Annotated in this window: 15 protein-coding genes; 10 read left to right on the top strand and 5 right to left on the bottom strand. The window is 63.8% G+C overall.

The features are described from left to right. Nucleotides 1-37: 37 nt before the first annotated feature. The 3 genes from ACT3UA_RS09595 to ACT3UA_RS09605 are packed head-to-tail and all read left to right on the top strand — an operon-like array spanning nt 38 to nt 3,047. Nucleotides 38-1,108 carry an efflux RND transporter periplasmic adaptor subunit gene (locus ACT3UA_RS09595; protein WP_096288393.1) on the top strand — a complete coding sequence of 357 codons (1,071 nt, stop codon included), beginning with the start codon at nt 38-40 and terminating at the stop codon, nt 1,106-1,108. Beyond that, nucleotides 1,108-1,815, top strand: a complete 708-nt coding sequence (locus ACT3UA_RS09600; RefSeq protein ID WP_444616189.1) for an ABC transporter ATP-binding protein — start codon at nt 1,108-1,110, stop codon at nt 1,813-1,815. Before ACT3UA_RS09595 ends, ACT3UA_RS09600 begins: the two co-directional genes overlap by 1 nt. Beyond that, entirely contained in the window at nt 1,812-3,047 is a 1,236-nt protein-coding gene (locus tag ACT3UA_RS09605) for an ABC transporter permease (protein WP_096288389.1), read from the top strand. Before ACT3UA_RS09600 ends, ACT3UA_RS09605 begins: the two co-directional genes overlap by 4 nt. 51 nt (nt 3,048-3,098) lie before the next feature. Here the strand turns inward: ACT3UA_RS09605 and ACT3UA_RS09610 are convergent, their stop codons facing one another. Together ACT3UA_RS09610 and ACT3UA_RS09615 are read right to left on the bottom strand one after the other, a co-directional pair. Continuing rightward, nucleotides 3,099-5,000, bottom strand: coding sequence for a glycerophosphoryl diester phosphodiesterase membrane domain-containing protein (locus tag ACT3UA_RS09610; RefSeq protein ID WP_444616191.1), 1,902 nt, complete (start codon nt 4,998-5,000; stop codon nt 3,099-3,101). A 176-nt stretch (nt 5,001-5,176) separates the two neighbouring features. After that, entirely contained in the window at nt 5,177-5,653 is a 477-nt protein-coding gene (locus tag ACT3UA_RS09615) for a hypothetical protein (RefSeq protein ID WP_096288385.1), read from the bottom strand. 425 nt (nt 5,654-6,078) lie between these two features. Between ACT3UA_RS09615 and ACT3UA_RS09620 the strand changes: the two genes are divergently transcribed. From ACT3UA_RS09620 to ACT3UA_RS09640, 5 genes are all read left to right on the top strand, one after another. Beyond that, on the top strand, nt 6,079-6,762 hold the full coding sequence (locus ACT3UA_RS09620; RefSeq protein ID WP_096288383.1) for a fasciclin domain-containing protein: 684 nt from the start codon (nt 6,079-6,081) through the stop codon (nt 6,760-6,762). A gap of 181 nt (nt 6,763-6,943) precedes the next feature. Further along, a complete protein-coding gene (locus tag ACT3UA_RS09625) occupies nt 6,944-7,534 on the top strand; it encodes a sigma-70 family RNA polymerase sigma factor (protein ID WP_096288381.1) in 591 nt (196 codons plus the stop codon). Beyond that, complete coding sequence (locus ACT3UA_RS09630) at nt 7,535-8,278, top strand: anti-sigma factor (protein ID WP_096288379.1); 744 nt, start codon at nt 7,535-7,537, stop codon at nt 8,276-8,278. Nucleotides 8,279-8,363: 85 nt separating this feature from the next. After that, complete coding sequence (locus ACT3UA_RS09635) at nt 8,364-9,752, top strand: cryptochrome/photolyase family protein (protein WP_444616194.1); 1,389 nt, start codon at nt 8,364-8,366, stop codon at nt 9,750-9,752. A gap of 114 nt (nt 9,753-9,866) precedes the next feature. Continuing rightward, the gene (locus ACT3UA_RS09640; RefSeq protein WP_444616196.1) at nt 9,867-11,432 is read left to right on the top strand and encodes a molybdopterin-dependent oxidoreductase; all 1,566 of its coding nucleotides are present in this window, start codon (nt 9,867-9,869) and stop codon (nt 11,430-11,432) included. A 60-nt stretch (nt 11,433-11,492) separates the two neighbouring features. On the opposite strand, the gene ACT3UA_RS09645 is transcribed toward ACT3UA_RS09640, so the two are convergent. Beyond that, complete coding sequence (locus ACT3UA_RS09645) at nt 11,493-11,786, bottom strand: antibiotic biosynthesis monooxygenase family protein (RefSeq protein ID WP_096288373.1); 294 nt, start codon at nt 11,784-11,786, stop codon at nt 11,493-11,495. A gap of 69 nt (nt 11,787-11,855) precedes the next feature. Next, nucleotides 11,856-12,311, bottom strand: a complete 456-nt coding sequence (locus tag ACT3UA_RS09650) for a DUF6069 family protein (RefSeq protein WP_444616199.1) — start codon at nt 12,309-12,311, stop codon at nt 11,856-11,858. 117 nt (nt 12,312-12,428) lie between these two features. Between ACT3UA_RS09650 and arfB the strand changes: the two genes are divergently transcribed. Beyond that, nucleotides 12,429-12,851 carry an alternative ribosome rescue aminoacyl-tRNA hydrolase ArfB gene (arfB, locus tag ACT3UA_RS09655; protein ID WP_444616201.1) on the top strand — a complete coding sequence of 141 codons (423 nt, stop codon included), beginning with the start codon at nt 12,429-12,431 and terminating at the stop codon, nt 12,849-12,851. A gap of 124 nt (nt 12,852-12,975) precedes the next feature. Here arfB and ACT3UA_RS09660 read toward each other — a convergent pair whose 3' ends face one another. Continuing rightward, nucleotides 12,976-13,692 (bottom strand): FadR/GntR family transcriptional regulator, encoded by a 717-nt coding sequence (locus ACT3UA_RS09660; protein ID WP_444616203.1) that lies wholly within the window; start codon nt 13,690-13,692, stop codon nt 12,976-12,978. Between the two features lie 168 nt (nt 13,693-13,860). Between ACT3UA_RS09660 and ACT3UA_RS09665 the strand changes: the two genes are divergently transcribed. Continuing rightward, nucleotides 13,861-15,309 (top strand): four-carbon acid sugar kinase family protein, encoded by a 1,449-nt coding sequence (locus ACT3UA_RS09665; protein ID WP_444616205.1) that lies wholly within the window; start codon nt 13,861-13,863, stop codon nt 15,307-15,309. Nucleotide 15,310: the final 1 nt, after the last annotated feature.

Here is a 15,310-nt window from a genome sequence, read left to right on the forward strand (position 1 = left end):
GCTTTGCTATTCATTGAATGGTGAACAGAGTAACTGCATGAGCCAACGCCGCGTATTCCGCCGCTTTATCCTTCCTTCCGCCTGGCTGCTGATCGGCGCCCTCGTCGCCGTCAGCCTGGTCAAGCTCGCCTTCACCGGCAGCAGCTCGGCCGCCGAGGACCAGCTATATCCCACCGGCGAGGTGCCGGCCGAAACAATCATGGTGGAAACGGGCACCGTGGAGAACACCCTGTCGATTTCCGGGAGCATCAAGCTCGATGCGGCGCAGCCGCTGAACGCCCCGCTCGACGGCGTAGTGAACTGGGCCTTCGTGAAACCCGGTGACCACGTGAGCAAGGGCGACCGGATCTTCCAGATCCGCGCCGAAACCCAACCCGAAGCCGCCGAGACCACCGAGTCCGATCAAGAATCCTCCGCCGGGGAGGAACCGGTGCAGGCCGCCGAGCCCGTGGTGACTTACCACGACGTGTACGCCCCGGCCACCGGCAAGGTCGGCAAATTTGCCATCGAGCTCGACGACGAGGTCACCAAGGGCGCCGACCTGGCCAAGGTGCAACCGCAGAACTTCAAGGCGGTCGGGGCGATCAGCCCGCTCGACCGCTACCGGCTCATGGATGGAACTCTCGAAGCCACGATCACCATCGAGGGCGGGCCCGAGCCCTTCACCTGCAAGGATCTGAGCGTGGGCGATACCGCCTCGGCCACGGTGGACGCCGATTCACCGGAGCAGGAGCTGGACCCGGGGATGGGCTCGATATCCGCCGAAGGGCAGGGCTCCAGTGCCTCGGGCAGCGAAATTTCCTGTGACGTTCCGGCGGACACCGTCGTTTTCGATGGGCTGTCCATGGCCATGGACATCGAGGCCGGAACCGCCGAAGAGGTGCTGACCGTACCGGTCACCGCGGTCCGCGGGCTGGTCGGCAGCGGCGCCGTGTGGCTGCTCGACGAGAACGGCAAGGAGATCCGCACCGAGGTGCAGCTAGGGGTCACCGACGGCAAGGTCGTCGAGGTGGCTTCCGGACTGGAGGCCGGAGCCGAGGTGCTGCGCTACGTTCCGGGCTCCGCTCCCGAGCCGGCTGAAGGCCCGGGAATGGAGATGTACCCCTGATGAGTTCTGCTCAGCTGCTGAAGCTTGAGAACGTCACCCGCAGCGTCCGGCTGCCCGATGACAGCGAACTGCGCATTTTGTCCGGTATCGACCTGACCGTCACCGAGGGCGACCATATCGCCATCGTCGGGCGCTCGGGCACCGGGAAGTCCACGCTGCTGAACATCCTCGGACTGCTGGACCGGCCGACCTCGGGCACCCTGGCCTGGCGGGGAAAGGACGCCACGAAGCTCAGCGCCCGGCAGGCGGCCGCGGCCCGCGGCCGGGACCTGGGTTTTGTCTTCCAGCAGTTCAACCTGCTGCCCGGACGCACCGCGCTGGAGAATGTGATGGCGCCGCTGATGTACTCCAGCGGCCGCGACTTCTGGCAACGCCGCAGGCTGGCCGCCGAGTCGCTGGACCGGGTGGGGCTTGGCGCCCGGCTCGATTCCATGCCGCAGACCCTGTCCGGCGGCGAGCAGCAGCGCGTGGCCATCGCCCGCGCCCTGGTCCGCCGCCCGCGCGTGGTGCTCGCCGATGAGCCCACCGGCGCGCTGGACGTGGCCACCGGCCGCGCGGTGATGGAGCTATTGGATGCGGCCACCGTCGAATCCGGCGCCGCGCTGATCACCATCACCCACGATTCCAATGTTGCGGCGCTGGCCCGCGAGCGCTTGAGCCTCGACGGCGGACGGCTGCATCCGCTGAGCCAGGAGGCCGCGCGATGAACACCCTGGCCCGCATCTTCACCGGATTCATCGCCGCCTTGCTCGAGGCCTGGCAGGAGCTGCGCATCCACCGGCTGCGGGTGCTGCTCTCGCTGATCGGGGTGACCATCGCGGTGGCCTCGCTGACCACCGCGGTGGCCGGAGCGCAAATGGCCCAGCAGCTGATGACCGAACAGCTCGAGCGCAACGGGCGTCCGGCGATGATCAGCACCTACGCCATGGACCCCGCCAGCCAAGGACCGCCGCAGAGCTCCGCTGAGATCACCGCGGCCTTCGAGAAAACCAGCGAGCGCTTCAAGATCGAGTACACCTCGCTGATCGGCCGCACCTTCGGGACGCAGGCGGTCCGCCAGGGCCTGTCGGTGGATACCGAGATGCAGGTGGTCGACCCGGACTATGGCCCGATGCACCGGATCTTCGCCCAGCACGGACGCTGGCTGGAGGACGCCGACGCGCAGAACCTCTCCCCCGCGGTGGTCGTGGACAAGACCACGCTCAGCGCGCTGGGCATGGAAGAGGGCACGCTGCCGGCGACCATCGAGCTGCGCGGCCTCGGCGGCGACGTTTCGGTCACCGTCATCGGCGCCACCTCCACACGGGGCTACGGATCGATGGGGCAAATGTGGATGCTGCCCGAGACCTACGAGCACTGGTTCGCGGCCGCCGCCCCGCTCAGCGATGTCAGCTATGCCATGTGGGTGCCCATCGAGGGCTCCGAGGAACTGGCCAGTCATTTCGCCCGGCAGATGCAGGCGGAACTTCCCGGCTACGTCGTCGATTCCCAGCGCCAGGACTATTTGGCCTGGGGCAACGACGAGTCCCTGAAGCAGTTCGCCCTGGTGGTCAGCTCGATCGCCGGCATCATTTTGCTGCTGGGTTCGCTGAGCCTGCTCAACGTGGCCATGGTGACGATGAAGCAGCGGATCCGCGAGGTCGGGATCCGGCGCAGCTTCGGCGCCACCACCGGTCGGGTGTTCTTCTCGGTGATGATGGAAAGCGTGGTGGCCACCGCCGTGGCCGGCGGGCTCGGGGTGCTGATCTCCGTGGCCCTGGTCTCAAACCCGAAGCTGATCAATGCCGTGATGGCCACCGGGCTGGATGAGATGCCCGGGTTCCCGGTGCAGGCCGCGCTGCTGGGCATGGGCGTGTCCATTGCCGTCGGCGCGTTGACCGGCGTCCTGCCCGCCCTGGTGGCCGCCCGTGTACGCATCGTCGACGCGATCCGCGTCTGATACGCCGTTGGCCGGGCAGGCCCACCCGGGTTGGCCCGGTGGGGGTTCTGGCTACCGGAACAGATCCAGGTGGGCCAGGGCTACCCCCACCCGGTAGGCGGAGCGCGGGCTGCTGGAGACCAGTTCCCTGTCGTGCAAGGCAATATCTACGCTGTCGGTCACGATGCCGTCCACTCCGAGGCTCAATAGTTCGCGAATGGTCGCCTCGTCATTAACCGTCCAGACAAAGACCGGTTTGCCTTCGGCTTGAGCCGCGCGCAGCACCGCTGGATTGAAGGAGGCCTGTTCCACGACGATGAAGTCGGCTGCGACGTCGGGTATGGCTCCGATGCTCATGGCAATCGTCAGCCCCACCTGCAGCTCCGGGCGGCGCTGCTTGATCTCGCGCACGGCTTCTGGATCCAGCGAGTGATAGATATTCGCCTCGGCACTCCCCGTTGCATCCACCTCGGCGAGGAAACGATCCAGGTAGCCGGCGGACTCATGCCCGGTCACCTTGAGTTCAACCAGCAGCGGGATCTCCAGTTCCTCCGCCCGGTTCAGGTACTCGGTCATGGTGGGAATCTTGCCGGTGAACCCTCCCACGGATTGGGTCACGGCGGTGACCTCGGCAACGCTCATGTCATAGATGTTCTCGTTGCGTCCGGCGACAACCAGCAGATTGGTATCGTGGCTGGCCACGAAGTGGCCGTCTTTGGTCTCCTGGAAATCTGCCTCGACGTAGTCCGGCTGCAGCTTTGCGGCGGCTTCCAACCCGCCGATGGTGTTTTCCACTCCGCCGCCGGAGAATCCACGGTGCGCCAGAATGGCGGTGTCGGCGGCACGCGAAAAGGTGCCGGCCATAACCGGGGCCGCATTCACGCTTCCGGCGAGCACCAGTGCGCAGGCAGCCGCGGCTCCCATCGCACGGAGCAGCCTTGACCCAATGGGGGCCGCCGGTTCCCGCAAGCTGGCCAAATCATTTGGCAGCCCGAGCCGGGACCGGGTAGCTGCCACGAGCACCTGGATGATGACCACGGTCGTTGCGCCAATGACCAGGAATCCCAGGCCCTGGCCAACACCGATGCTCAGCGAAGCGGCCCAGGCCGCCCCTTCGGCCTCCAGGAATCCGCCAGCGGCGGCCGAGCCCCACACCAGGAACTCGACGATAAATGACATCAGCAGGGCGGAAGCCAGCACCGGAACACCCAGCAGCGCCGCGGAGCGCCAGAAAGTCCGCCGGGTGGCACGCAGGCTCTCGACGATCGCGCGATAGGGCCGTCGCCGGCCCACCACGAACATTGGCAGCGTCAGCATCAGGCGCAGATTGAGGTAGATCACTGCGCCGATGATGGCGGCATACAAGCTGCCGCTCAGTGGTGTCTTCAGGTACTCCCGGGTGATGAACGGCGGGATATCGATGCCTTGGATGAGCACGGAAGACAGGCCGAGCCCACCGAGCGGAAGCACCACGAATAGGTAGGCCATGAGCAGCGGCGAGGGGTACCGGGCAAAGCGGCCCAAGGCGCTGCAGGTCTCACTGGCTATTGCGCGCAGGGTGGGTGGCAGGCCGGCTTGCTGTCGATTGACCATGACGATGAGGGCAGAGAACTGCAGGCCCATCGCAAGCAGCACCAGGACGGCGATCAAAAGGAGCAATAAGACGGCGCTCGGGTCCGCAAGCATCACCGGCAAATTGCGATCGGTGAGGTTCGTCAGCCCGCAGGATTCCAACGCCAGGGAAAACAGCGCCTTGACCCCGGGGATCACGGCCAGTGCGTTGACCAACTGCAGGGTGATGATGACGGCGAGATACCGCAGAGTGTGCGCATGCCCCAGGCGCAGCCCATGGGAGATGAGCCCAAGAGCCGAAGGCGCAGCCAACCGTCCGCGGCCTTGCCCGGACCGGTCCGAACCACGCGTTGCGGGGCCGGCGCTTTGGTCCGTTTCACCGGCTCCCGAGGGTTCCTTCATCGTCCGGGTCCTACTTTCAGGTTTCGTGTGCAATATGGCGCCAGTGCAACGTTTTGGAAGTAGTTGACCTTGGTCTCTTCCTATTCTAGAACTGCACGACTTGCGCGCCCTGCGGCTGGGATCTTCGGGCGGCGGCCATCTTCGGCGGATCGGTGCCAATGGCTGGTGCGGTCCTGCTATTTTTTGGCGAAGGCCGGCGTGCTAACCGCACATTCCACCGGCTTTCCGGGCTCCCCGGTGACCGCCGCGATTTCCTTGACGCCATCGAGCAGGACTCGGCAGGTGGCTGTGGCTCCGGCACGTGGGGCGGCTGAGACTCCGGCTTCTTCTTCGGCCGTCACCATGACCGTTTCCTGCCATGTGGCGCTCCGCTTTTTTGCCGGATCATTTGTTGTCGCCACCTCGCCAACCGCGGTCTCACTGGAAACTTCGCCTCGAGTCGGTGCCTCCAGGTACTTCACGTCATCAATGCCATTGACGGTTCCCCCGGTCACCGACACTTCGTAGGTGACGCTCCAGGCATCCGCGGTCTGTCTGCCGAAGGACTCAACCATGCCGCAGGCGGTGGCCGATAGACCCAAGACAACAAGCAATGAACATGCCCCGAGAATTTTCGAGATTCGTTTCGTCTTCGTGTTCTGGGAAATTTTCATTCTTTTCCTTCGTTCATGCGTACTTTGCTAGGTGTCGCCACCATATCTACGGTACAAGCCAGATAGTCGGCTTCGCCTCGCCCGGCAAAGGGAGATCTCGGCATTAGTGGCTCCACCCACGGGACTAGATGCCAACGGGCTGAACTGCCTATTGATGCCAGCGAACGGTCCACGCAAGCCAGCAGAGCCATGACCCAGCGGCAGCTCTCATCCCGGACAAAGCACTAGGTCCAAGACCAAGGGTGGTGCCAGCCGCTTTCGCGCACTCATGGCGAGCGCTAATCCAGGCCGAAATCCCGAGTTTTAATATTTTTCGAGAATTTTCAATCCTTTCCCCATCCGGCTCCGAATGCTTCATGACAGCCCGCACCGACAGGGTCGGGGAAGTACGGCGAGAGTAGTCGTCGTAAGGCAAGGAGATAGACATGAAACGCATGAATCGCAATTTCGCCGGCGCTCTCGGATTGATGGCAGTGGCCGCGATGGGGCTCACCGCCTGCTCGACCGGATCAGAAACCGCCGAGCCTTCGGCCTCCAGCTCCATGGCCGCACCAAGCAGCTCGGCCATGGCCAGCGAATCTGCCATGGGTGACGCGGAAATGGATCCCGCAGCGAATCTCGTTGGTTCCGGTTGCGCCGCCTACGCCGAGGCAGTTCCAAGCGGCGACGGATCGGTCGCAGGCATGGCCAAGGACCCGGTAGCGGTGGCAGCCTCGAACAACCCGCTGCTGAAGACCCTGACCGCCGCCGTGTCGGGAGAGTTGAACCCTGATGTAGATCTCGTGGACACCCTCAATGGTGACGAGTTCACGGTCTTCGCCCCGGTTGACGACGCTTTCGCAGCAATCCCGGAAAAGGACCTCAACGCGGTAGTTGAGGACGCAGATACGCTCAGCGGCATCTTGACCTACCATGTGGTCCCCGGCCAGATTGTTCCTTCGGATCTTTCGGGCTCCTACACCACCGTTGCAGGCCAGGATCTCGAGGTCACCGGCAGCGGCGACGAGCTCGAAGTCAATGGTGCTTCGGTCATCTGCGGTGGCGTGCAGACCGCCAATGCGACCGTCTACCTGGTCGACGAAGTGCTGATGCCACCGGCAAAGAAGTAACCTCGGCCGGTAGCAGCAATTCTCCAGGCGTTTAGCTGGTCGGTGTTTGGTGGTTCACTCTTCAAACACCGGCCACTAGACGTTTAATGGGCAGAACTCGGGATGGCCGTCCGGGGCATGAACTACGAACAGAGGTAATTTGGTACGCCTGTATGCGAGTCCCGGTGCTAGGCTCGACTCCATGGAATCACCACGGAGCGCGGCTGGCACAAGGCCTCCGGTTGGCGACCGTTCCGCCGAGTATTGGACCGATGTTTGCCAGCGGGTCGCCGACGGCGAGCATCAGGCGTTCGATTCGCTGTACGCAGAGCTGTCTCCGATCGTCTATGGAATCTCGGTGCGGCTGATACGCAATTCGGCCCAAGCCTCGGAGGTGACCCAAGAGGTCATGCTCGAGATTTGGAACAACGCCCAAGGCTATCGTGCAGGTTCCGGCACCATCTATGCCTGGGCTTCGACGATCGCCCGCCGCCGGGCGATCGACCGGATTCGTTCCGAGGAAGCGCGAACCCAGCGCGAGGACCGCAGCTTCACCGTCGAGCGGGAAGTCCCCGAAATCGATGAGTTCCTCATGGAACAGGTCGATTCGCAGCGGGTGCGCCATTGCTTGGACACCTTGACCGTTAAGGAAAAGCAGACGGTTTTGGACACCTACTACGGCGGGCGGACCTACGCCCAGGTGGCCGAAAGCCGGGAGATGCCGCTGGCTACGGTGAAATCAAGAATCCGCAGCGCCCTGCAGCGCTTGAAAACATGTTTGGAGGTGGCCTAAATGAATTACAAGGAAACTGACGGCTCATTGAGCGCCCACGAGCATGAGCTGCTGACCGGGTTGGCGCTGGAAGCCCTCGACTCCCCCGAAGAACGCCAACAGGCCGAGGAACTGGCCAGTTCCAACCAGGAAGCCGCCAACTGGCTTCGCGGCTACCGCGAAACGATCGCGCAGATCGACCAGGCGGCCTCGGTCGAGCCGCCGGCGGAGTTGCGCGACAAGATCTTCGCCGCGTTGCCGGCCCAAGCCGACCAGGCACCGATTTCGCTCAGCGAGCGGCGCGAGCAGAAGCAGCGCCGCGCCCCTCGTTTCGGCTGGCTCGCCGCCGCGGCGGCGGCAGTGGTGCTGATCGCGGTGCCGACAACCATTGCGGTGAACCAGCACGAGCGGGCCACCACCGCCGAGACCCAGCGCAACGAATTGCTTTCCATCCTCGACGGCCAGCAGGTGAAGGTCATCAGCTCGGAAATGGCAGAAGGGCAGGGCAAGATGATGCTGCTGGCCTCCTCGACAGGGTCGGTTGTCCTGGGACAGGATCTGCCAGCAATCGACGATCAGCACGATTACCAGTTGTGGACCATAGCCGCTGGCGAGTCCCCGGTTCCCGCCGACGTGATGCCCCATGGCAATTGGACCGCGCAATTCCCCGTCATGCCCGAGGGCACGGCCATAGCCTTGACGGTTGAACCTGCAGGTGGCTCACAAGCCCCGACCACCGATCCGGTGATGGTGCTCGCCGGCTAGAGATGACAGTGCGGTTGACCTCCATCGGCGTTATTTAGTTAGCCTAGCTAGATATACACTAAGCTTTGTTCATGAGGAAGAATCCATGAGCCAACCGCAACAGGCACTTCAACTGGTCTTGTTCCGCGATGATTTACGCACCGTGGACCATCCGGCGCTTCACGCGGCGCGGGACGCAGGAGACACTGTTGCCCTCTACATCCTCGATGAGCAATCCCCCGGCATCCGTCCGCTCGGCGGCGCCGCGCGCTGGTGGCTGCATCAGGCACTGCTCAGCCTGCGCGAATCACTGGATGACCTCGGCATCCCGCTGATCTTGCGCCGCGGCCCCGCGGCCAGGATCCTCGCCGAGCTGAGCCAGGACGGCAACCTAGACGAGGTGCACTGGAACAGGCGCTACGGCGAAGCCGAACGCGCGGTGGACGCGGAACTCAAGCTCCAGTTGCGCGGCGACGGGATCGCCGCGCACAGCTACTCCGCCGCACTGCTGCATGAACCATGGGAACTGCTGACCCAGAACGGGACCGGCTACAAGGTCTTCACGCCCTTCTACAATTCGCTGCGCGCGCAGGAACTACGCCCGCCGTTGCCCGCGCCGGCGCCGCAGCAGCGCCAGGGCTTTCCGCTGCCGCCCAGCGAATCGCTCGATGATTGGAAACTGCTGCCGACAACCCCGGATTGGTCGGAGGGGCTTGCTGCGACCTGGACCCCAGGGGAGCCAGCGGCCCAGAAACGCTTGGCCGAGACCCTCTCCTCGATAGCGCAGGACTACGCCGAGCATCACGACCGCCCGGACCTCGATGGTACTTCCGCCCTTTCCCCGGCGCTGCGCTGGGGCCATCTCAGCGCCCACCAGGTCTGGGATGAGCTCAGCAAATATGCCGTGCACTCCCCCGGTGCCGCCCAGGGAGCGGCTGCCATGCGCCGCCAAGTGGCCTGGCGGGACTTCTGCTGGCATCTCAACTACCACCACCCGCAGCTTCCCACCGAAAACCTGCGGTCCGAATTCGACGATTTCGCTTGGGCCTGGCCCGCAGACGGCGACGAGGTGGCAGAAAAAGTTGCCCGCTGGCAGCGCGGCCAAACCGGCTTCGGGCTCGTGGATGCCGGGATGGCGCAGCTCTGGCGCACCGGCTGGATGCACAATCGCGTTCGGATGGTCACCGCCAGCCTGCTGGTCAAAAACTTGGCGGTCCATTGGAAAGTCGGCGAGCAGTGGTTCTGGGATACGCTCGTCGACGCGGATGTGGCCTGCAATAGCGCAAATTGGCAGTGGGTCGCCGGCAGCGGAGCCGATGCCAGCCCGTACTTCCGGGTCTTCAATCCCGAACTGCAGGCCAAGAAATTTGATCCGCGCGGATCCTATGTGGCCCGGTACGCGCCGCTGGCTGCGGAACCACTGGTCGATCTCAAGGAATCACGCGAACAAGCGCTGGAAGCCTACAGCGAGATGAAATTGCGGCAGGGCAAGTAATTTCCAAAAACTTCCGCATCCGCCAATCCAGATGCGCTACAGTTCCGAATACCCAGTAGGCGGTCCCCTTGCCTATTGGGGGCATGGGCATGACAACGTTTGAGGTGGTCTGAGATGGACGATTCAAGAGGACAGAAAAGGTCCGGGCTTTTCGCCTATGGATTTGCGGGTTTGGTATCCGCAGCGGTGCTTTTTGCGGTCGCCCAATTGGTGTCGGTATTTTTCGCCACCTCCTCTGCGCCGGGAGTAGCGCTAGGCTCGACCTTCATCGACTTCACCCCGCCGTGGCTGAAGGATTTCGCCATTGCGACCTTCGGGACCAACGACAAGCTCGCCCTGTTCATCTCCATCGGAATTGTCGCCACGATACTCGCGGCGCTGGTGGGACTGCTCGCTCGGCGAAGCTTTGCCGCCGCGGCGGCGGCCATTCTCGTCCTTGCTGCGGTGATCGGCATTGCCGTCATCACGCGTTCGGCGACCGGCCCCATGGATCTGGTCCCGGTGGTGGTCGGTACGCTGCTGGGCCTGGGAACGCTGAAATGGCTGACCGGGCTGGCCACCACGAGCTACGCCCCGGCGTCCGAGGAGGAAACCAGCCCCGGCCCCTCCCGGCGGAAGTTCCTGCTGGCTTCCTCGCTCTCCTTGCTGGGGGCGCTGGTTGTCGCGGGTGTCGGCGCCTCGATTTCCGCAACGCGAAATGCCGCCGAGGCGGCCCGCCTGGCGCTCGGTTTGCCGGCGGCCAAGGTGAAAGCCGGCAAGGTTCCGGCTGGAGCGCAGGTCGACCTTGCAGGAATGCCGAAGTTCGTCACGCCCAACGAGGATTTCTACCGCATCGACACCGCGCTGTCGGTCCCGCGGCTCGACCCCGCCGAGTGGTCGCTGCGTGTGCACGGCATGGTCGAGAACGAATTCACCATGAGCTTTGACGAGCTCTTGGGCCAGGATCTGGTGGAAAGCTACCTCACGCTGACCTGCGTCTCGAACCCGGTCGGCGGAGATCTCGTGGGCAATGCCAAATGGCTGGGCTACCCGCTGCGCAATCTACTTGAACGTGCGGTTCCGCAAGCCGGCGCGGATATGGTGCTGTCGACATCCAGCGATGGCTTCAGCGCTTCGACGCCAATTGAGGTGCTCACCGATGACCGCATGGCCCTGTTGGCCGTCGGCATGAACGATGAGCCCTTGCCGCTGGAGCATGGCTTCCCGGTGCGCATGGTTGTCCCCGGCCTCTACGGCTACGTCTCGGCGACCAAGTGGGTAGTGGATCTGGAGGTCACCCGTTTTGCCGACAAGGAAGCCTACTGGACCACCCGCGGCTGGTCGGATCGCGGACCAATCAAGATGTCTTCCCGCGTGGACGTGCCGCGCTCCTTCACTCAGCTCCCGCCCGGTGAGGTCGTGATGGGAGGCACCGCGTGGGCGCAGACAACCGGCATCTCGAAGGTCGAGGTCAAGATCGACGACGAACCCTGGCAGGAAGCCGAGCTGGCCGAAGAAGCCACGCTGGATACCTGGCGCCAATGGCGTTATGTCTGGAAGGGCGGAACCCCGGGCAACCACTCGGTCACCGTGCGTGCCTACGATGCCGCCGGAGAAATGCAGACCAGCGAGCGCGCGGATCCGGTGCCAAATGGGGCCAGCGGCTGGCAACGCGTGCAGTTCTCCGTCACCGACTCATAGACCCTGCGTGAATCGACCCATCATTGACGGCGCTAGGCCTCCGGCAGTTGTCGCTGGGCGTCAGAGCTCGACGATCTCGAATTCCATCAGATCCGCGCCGGATGCGACAGGCTTCTTCTCCGAACCGGAGTGCGCGGCATCCGCACGCGTCTCGCGCCAGTTCTCAAAATCTTCGCGCGTAGCCCACTGGGTGAACACGAAGTAGCGGTCCTCGCCGGACACCGGGCGCAGAAGTTTGAATCCCTCGAAACCCGGTGAACCATCCACCGAGTGCTTGCGAGCGGCGAAACGCTTCTCCAGCTCCGGACCGGCTTCGCTTGGTACCTTCAACGCATTGATGACGACGATCGACATGAATTTCCCTTCATTGCCCAACTGACGCCGGGCTACCGATGATTCATATCTCAGCCTACATCCGTCCCGTCAGGCCACGCGAAGCTGTTTCGCCTGCAGCCGCTCAAGCTTGGACTTTCTGACCACCTTGTTTGAATTGTCCACCGCCATGTACCACGAGGCAGCAACGACCAGCAGAATCAGCGAAAGCCCGATACCGCTGGCCAGATCCGCCGCGAACAGGATCGGGTTGATGATGGAAACCACCATCACCGCGGCACCGGCCCATTGGGCGAACTTGCAGAACCCCGGACGGGCACGCCCAATCAGAAAGGTCAGGAATCCCAGAATGAGAAATGGCAGCGCGATGAAGCGGACAATACCGAAGAAATCAACGTTCGGGAAAATGCCTCCGGTGAAACGCATCGATCCGCCGGCCACCCCGCTGATGAAAAACACAAAGACGCTCGTGACCACCGCACTAAATCCGGCGATGACAACTTGAACGTAGTTGAAAGGCATCTTGTACTTCATTTCAGCACTCATGGCTGAACATCTCCTCGACCAATCGAAAACGGATAACCCTCCAATTTAAATGTACGCCCGTTTGGATGCCTTGAACCCAAGAGATTCTGCTTTCGCTTCCCATGGGAAGCTTGATCTATGGATATAGAGATCACGCGCGCACTGAGCATTCCGGAATCGGAGCTCAGCTGGCGCTTCTCGCGTTCCTCCGGTCCCGGCGGGCAACATGTCAATACTTCCGATAGCCGCGTCGAACTGTCCTGGTCCGCAGCTGGTTCACGGGTGCTCAGCGACTACCAGCGTGAACGATTGCTGGACCGCTTGGATTCTCGGCTCATAACGGGGGTCCTCACCGTCAGTGCCTCCGAGCAGCGCTCCCAGCTGCGCAACCGCGAGATCGCCATGCAGAAAATCGCCGATCTGGTCGGCACGGCACTGGCTCCCGACGGCCCCCGACGACGCGCAACGAAGCCGACCAAGGGATCGCAGCGGCGTCGCCTGGCCACGAAGTCGCGCCGCTCGGAAACCAAGCAGCAACGCAAAAAACCCTCTGCCGAGTAGGCCTCTTACGAGAATCGTGGATTGATTCATCGGCAAAAAACGCGCGTTGACTCTCCCCCGCAGCAGAGTATCGAATACCTGCGGCATTAACGGTTTCGCCCGTCGGAGTGATTTGGACCCGGGGCTAGTCCTTCCCTGCCTGCTGCTGGAGTACGAAGGTATTGAGATCTTCGAGGGTCTGGCGCATATGGCCATCCATGGCTTCGCGGGCGCGGGCACTGTCGCGCTGCCCCAGCGCCTTGCGGATCTTTTCGTGTTCCGCGATGGCATGGGCCTGGATCTGCGGAAAGGCGCTGGTTTCCCGCCGACGGGAGGCCAGCACCCGGCCCAGCGGCTCGAAAAGGGCCGCGACGAAGACGTTGCCCGAGGCGCGCAGGATCTGGTCATGGAATTCGAGGTCCGCTTCCACGAATCGGTCCAAGCCGCCTTCCTGGTGGGCGGATTTCATCTCGGCAACCAGTTCATCGAGCCGGGCCAGCTGAGCGTCGCTGATCTTGCCGGCCGCCAGCTCGCAGGCTCCGGTCTCCAGCATTCTGCGCAGTTCAATGAGTTGCACGGCGGCCGCGGCGGCCCCGACGCCCTCGGTGGTTGCCCGGAGCACAGCTTCCAGCGAGCTCCACATGCCCACGGGATTCACATAGGTGCCGCGGCCACGCTCAACCCGGATAATGTTCTGCGCCGCGAGGATCTTGATCGCTTCGCGCACGGTCATGCGGCTGACGTCGAGCGCCGCGCAGAGCTCCAGTTCGCCGGGAATGAGCTCGTCAACGGCTAATTCGCCGCCGATGATCCGATCCAGCACGCCATCCGCTACCTGCGTGACCAGTGACTTTCGAGACACGGTTCCTCCATCCTTGAGGCCCGATGCCCCTTTGCAGACCTGTCCAGTCTATGTGCCCGCGGCTGTTGCGGTGTGCGGAATTCCGTGGAACACTATTCCTCATGACAGATGTCTGACATCTTACCAATGAAGTCAGTCGGTCGCCCAAAGACGAAGGAGTCCTTGTTCATGCTCGAGTCCGAATTGCTCGCCGGATACCTCCCGGAACGCGAAATCGAACCTGCTGAGATCGCCGCCGCGGCACGCGCCACCGGCCGCGTCCTGGTGGTGCTCGACGATGACCCGACGGGCACCCAATCGGTCAGCAACCTGCCGGTGCTCACCAGCTGGGACGTCGCGGACTTCCGCTGGGCCTTCGGCCTGCAGCTGGACGGCGGGCGCGCGCTGGCCGTCTATGTGCTGACCAATACCCGTTCCCTCGACGCGGCGGATGCCGCCGAACGCAATGAGCAGATCGTGGCTGCCGCCTCGCAGGCCGCGGCGGAGTCGGGTATCATCCTGGCCTTTGTCAGCCGCAGCGATTCAACCCTGCGCGGCCACTTCCCGCTGGAAACCGACACCATCACCGCCACGCTCCGGGACATCGATGCCCAGAACGCGGTGGACGCGGTGCTGATGGTCCCGGCCTTCGGCGACGCCGGACGGCTCACCGTAGGCGGCGAGCACTATATGCGCACCGGCGATGGAGAGCTGGCGAAAGTCAGCGCCACCGAATTCGCCAAGGATGCCACCTTCGGCTTCAGCACCAGCTACCTGCCCGACTACGTGGCCGAAAAGACCGGCGGCCGCGTGGCGGCCGAGGAGGTCCTGGTCTTGGATCTGGACACCATCCGCTCCGGCGCCCAGGGCATCGCGGACAAGCTGGCACAGACGAAAAACGCGCAGGTGGCCACCGCCGATATCGTCACCGAAAATGACCTGCGCGCGCTGGCCGCAGGCCTGGAACTGGCCGAGGCGGCCGGCACCCGGGTGCTCTACCGCGTCGGCCCACCCTTCGTCCGCGCCCGCATCGGCCAGGACGTGCGCCAGCCGCTGAGCACCGAAGAGATCTTTGCCGGGAATGACGCCGGGATGCGCACCGCGGGCGGGCTGATCGTCGTCGGCTCCCACGTGGGGGTGACCACCCGCCAGCTGGCGGATCTGACCGCACAGCATGCGAACGCCACCGTGATCGAACTGGAGGTGCCCACCATCCTCTCGGAGCAGAGCGAAAGCTACCTCGCGGCCAAGGCCGCCGAGATCGGGACCGCCCTGGCTACCCAGGACGTCATCGTGCATACCTCCCGGACGTTGGTGAAGACCGCCGACGCGGCCGAATCCCTGGAGATCGCGCGCACCGTGAGCGCCGCGGTGGTCAGCGTGGTCAACCGGATCCTGCACAGCACGCCCCCGCGGTTCGTCATCGCCAAGGGCGGGATCACCTCCTCGGATGTGGCCGCCCACGGCCTGGAGATCCGCCACGCGATCGTGCGCGGGCCGATGCTGCCGGGCATCGTCTCGCTCTGGGAATCGGTGGACGGCCCGGCAGCTGGCATCCCCTACGTGGTCTTCGCCGGAAATGTCGGAGATGACAGCTCGCTGACCAAGGCCACCCGCACCCTGAGCACCACCTTCTAGC

Source organism: Glutamicibacter sp. 363, assembly GCF_052379505.1.
Taxonomy (GTDB): domain Bacteria; phylum Actinomycetota; class Actinomycetes; order Actinomycetales; family Micrococcaceae; genus Glutamicibacter.

Excerpts from the sequence above, each read along its gene's own strand:
- ACT3UA_RS09625 (WP_096288381.1), top strand. The coding sequence starts at position 6,944 with ATGGAATCACCACGGAGCGCGGCTGGCACAAGGCCTCCGGTTGGCGAC.
- ACT3UA_RS09650 (WP_444616199.1), bottom strand. The coding sequence starts at position 12,311 with ATGAGTGCTGAAATGAAGTACAAGATGCCTTTCAACTACGTTCAAGTT.
- ACT3UA_RS09615 (WP_096288385.1), bottom strand. The coding sequence starts at position 5,653 with ATGAAAATTTCCCAGAACACGAAGACGAAACGAATCTCGAAAATTCTC.
- ACT3UA_RS09640 (WP_444616196.1), top strand. The coding sequence starts at position 9,867 with ATGGACGATTCAAGAGGACAGAAAAGGTCCGGGCTTTTCGCCTATGGA.
- ACT3UA_RS09600 (WP_444616189.1), top strand. The coding sequence starts at position 1,108 with ATGAGTTCTGCTCAGCTGCTGAAGCTTGAGAACGTCACCCGCAGCGTC.
- ACT3UA_RS09645 (WP_096288373.1), bottom strand. The coding sequence starts at position 11,786 with ATGTCGATCGTCGTCATCAATGCGTTGAAGGTACCAAGCGAAGCCGGT.
- ACT3UA_RS09610 (WP_444616191.1), bottom strand. The coding sequence starts at position 5,000 with ATGAAGGAACCCTCGGGAGCCGGTGAAACGGACCAAAGCGCCGGCCCC.
- ACT3UA_RS09635 (WP_444616194.1), top strand. The coding sequence starts at position 8,364 with ATGAGCCAACCGCAACAGGCACTTCAACTGGTCTTGTTCCGCGATGAT.
- ACT3UA_RS09630 (WP_096288379.1), top strand. The coding sequence starts at position 7,535 with ATGAATTACAAGGAAACTGACGGCTCATTGAGCGCCCACGAGCATGAG.
- arfB (WP_444616201.1), top strand. The coding sequence starts at position 12,429 with ATGGATATAGAGATCACGCGCGCACTGAGCATTCCGGAATCGGAGCTC.
- ACT3UA_RS09665 (WP_444616205.1), top strand. The coding sequence starts at position 13,861 with ATGCTCGAGTCCGAATTGCTCGCCGGATACCTCCCGGAACGCGAAATC.
- ACT3UA_RS09620 (WP_096288383.1), top strand. The coding sequence starts at position 6,079 with ATGAAACGCATGAATCGCAATTTCGCCGGCGCTCTCGGATTGATGGCA.
- ACT3UA_RS09605 (WP_096288389.1), top strand. The coding sequence starts at position 1,812 with ATGAACACCCTGGCCCGCATCTTCACCGGATTCATCGCCGCCTTGCTC.
- ACT3UA_RS09595 (WP_096288393.1), top strand. The coding sequence starts at position 38 with ATGAGCCAACGCCGCGTATTCCGCCGCTTTATCCTTCCTTCCGCCTGG.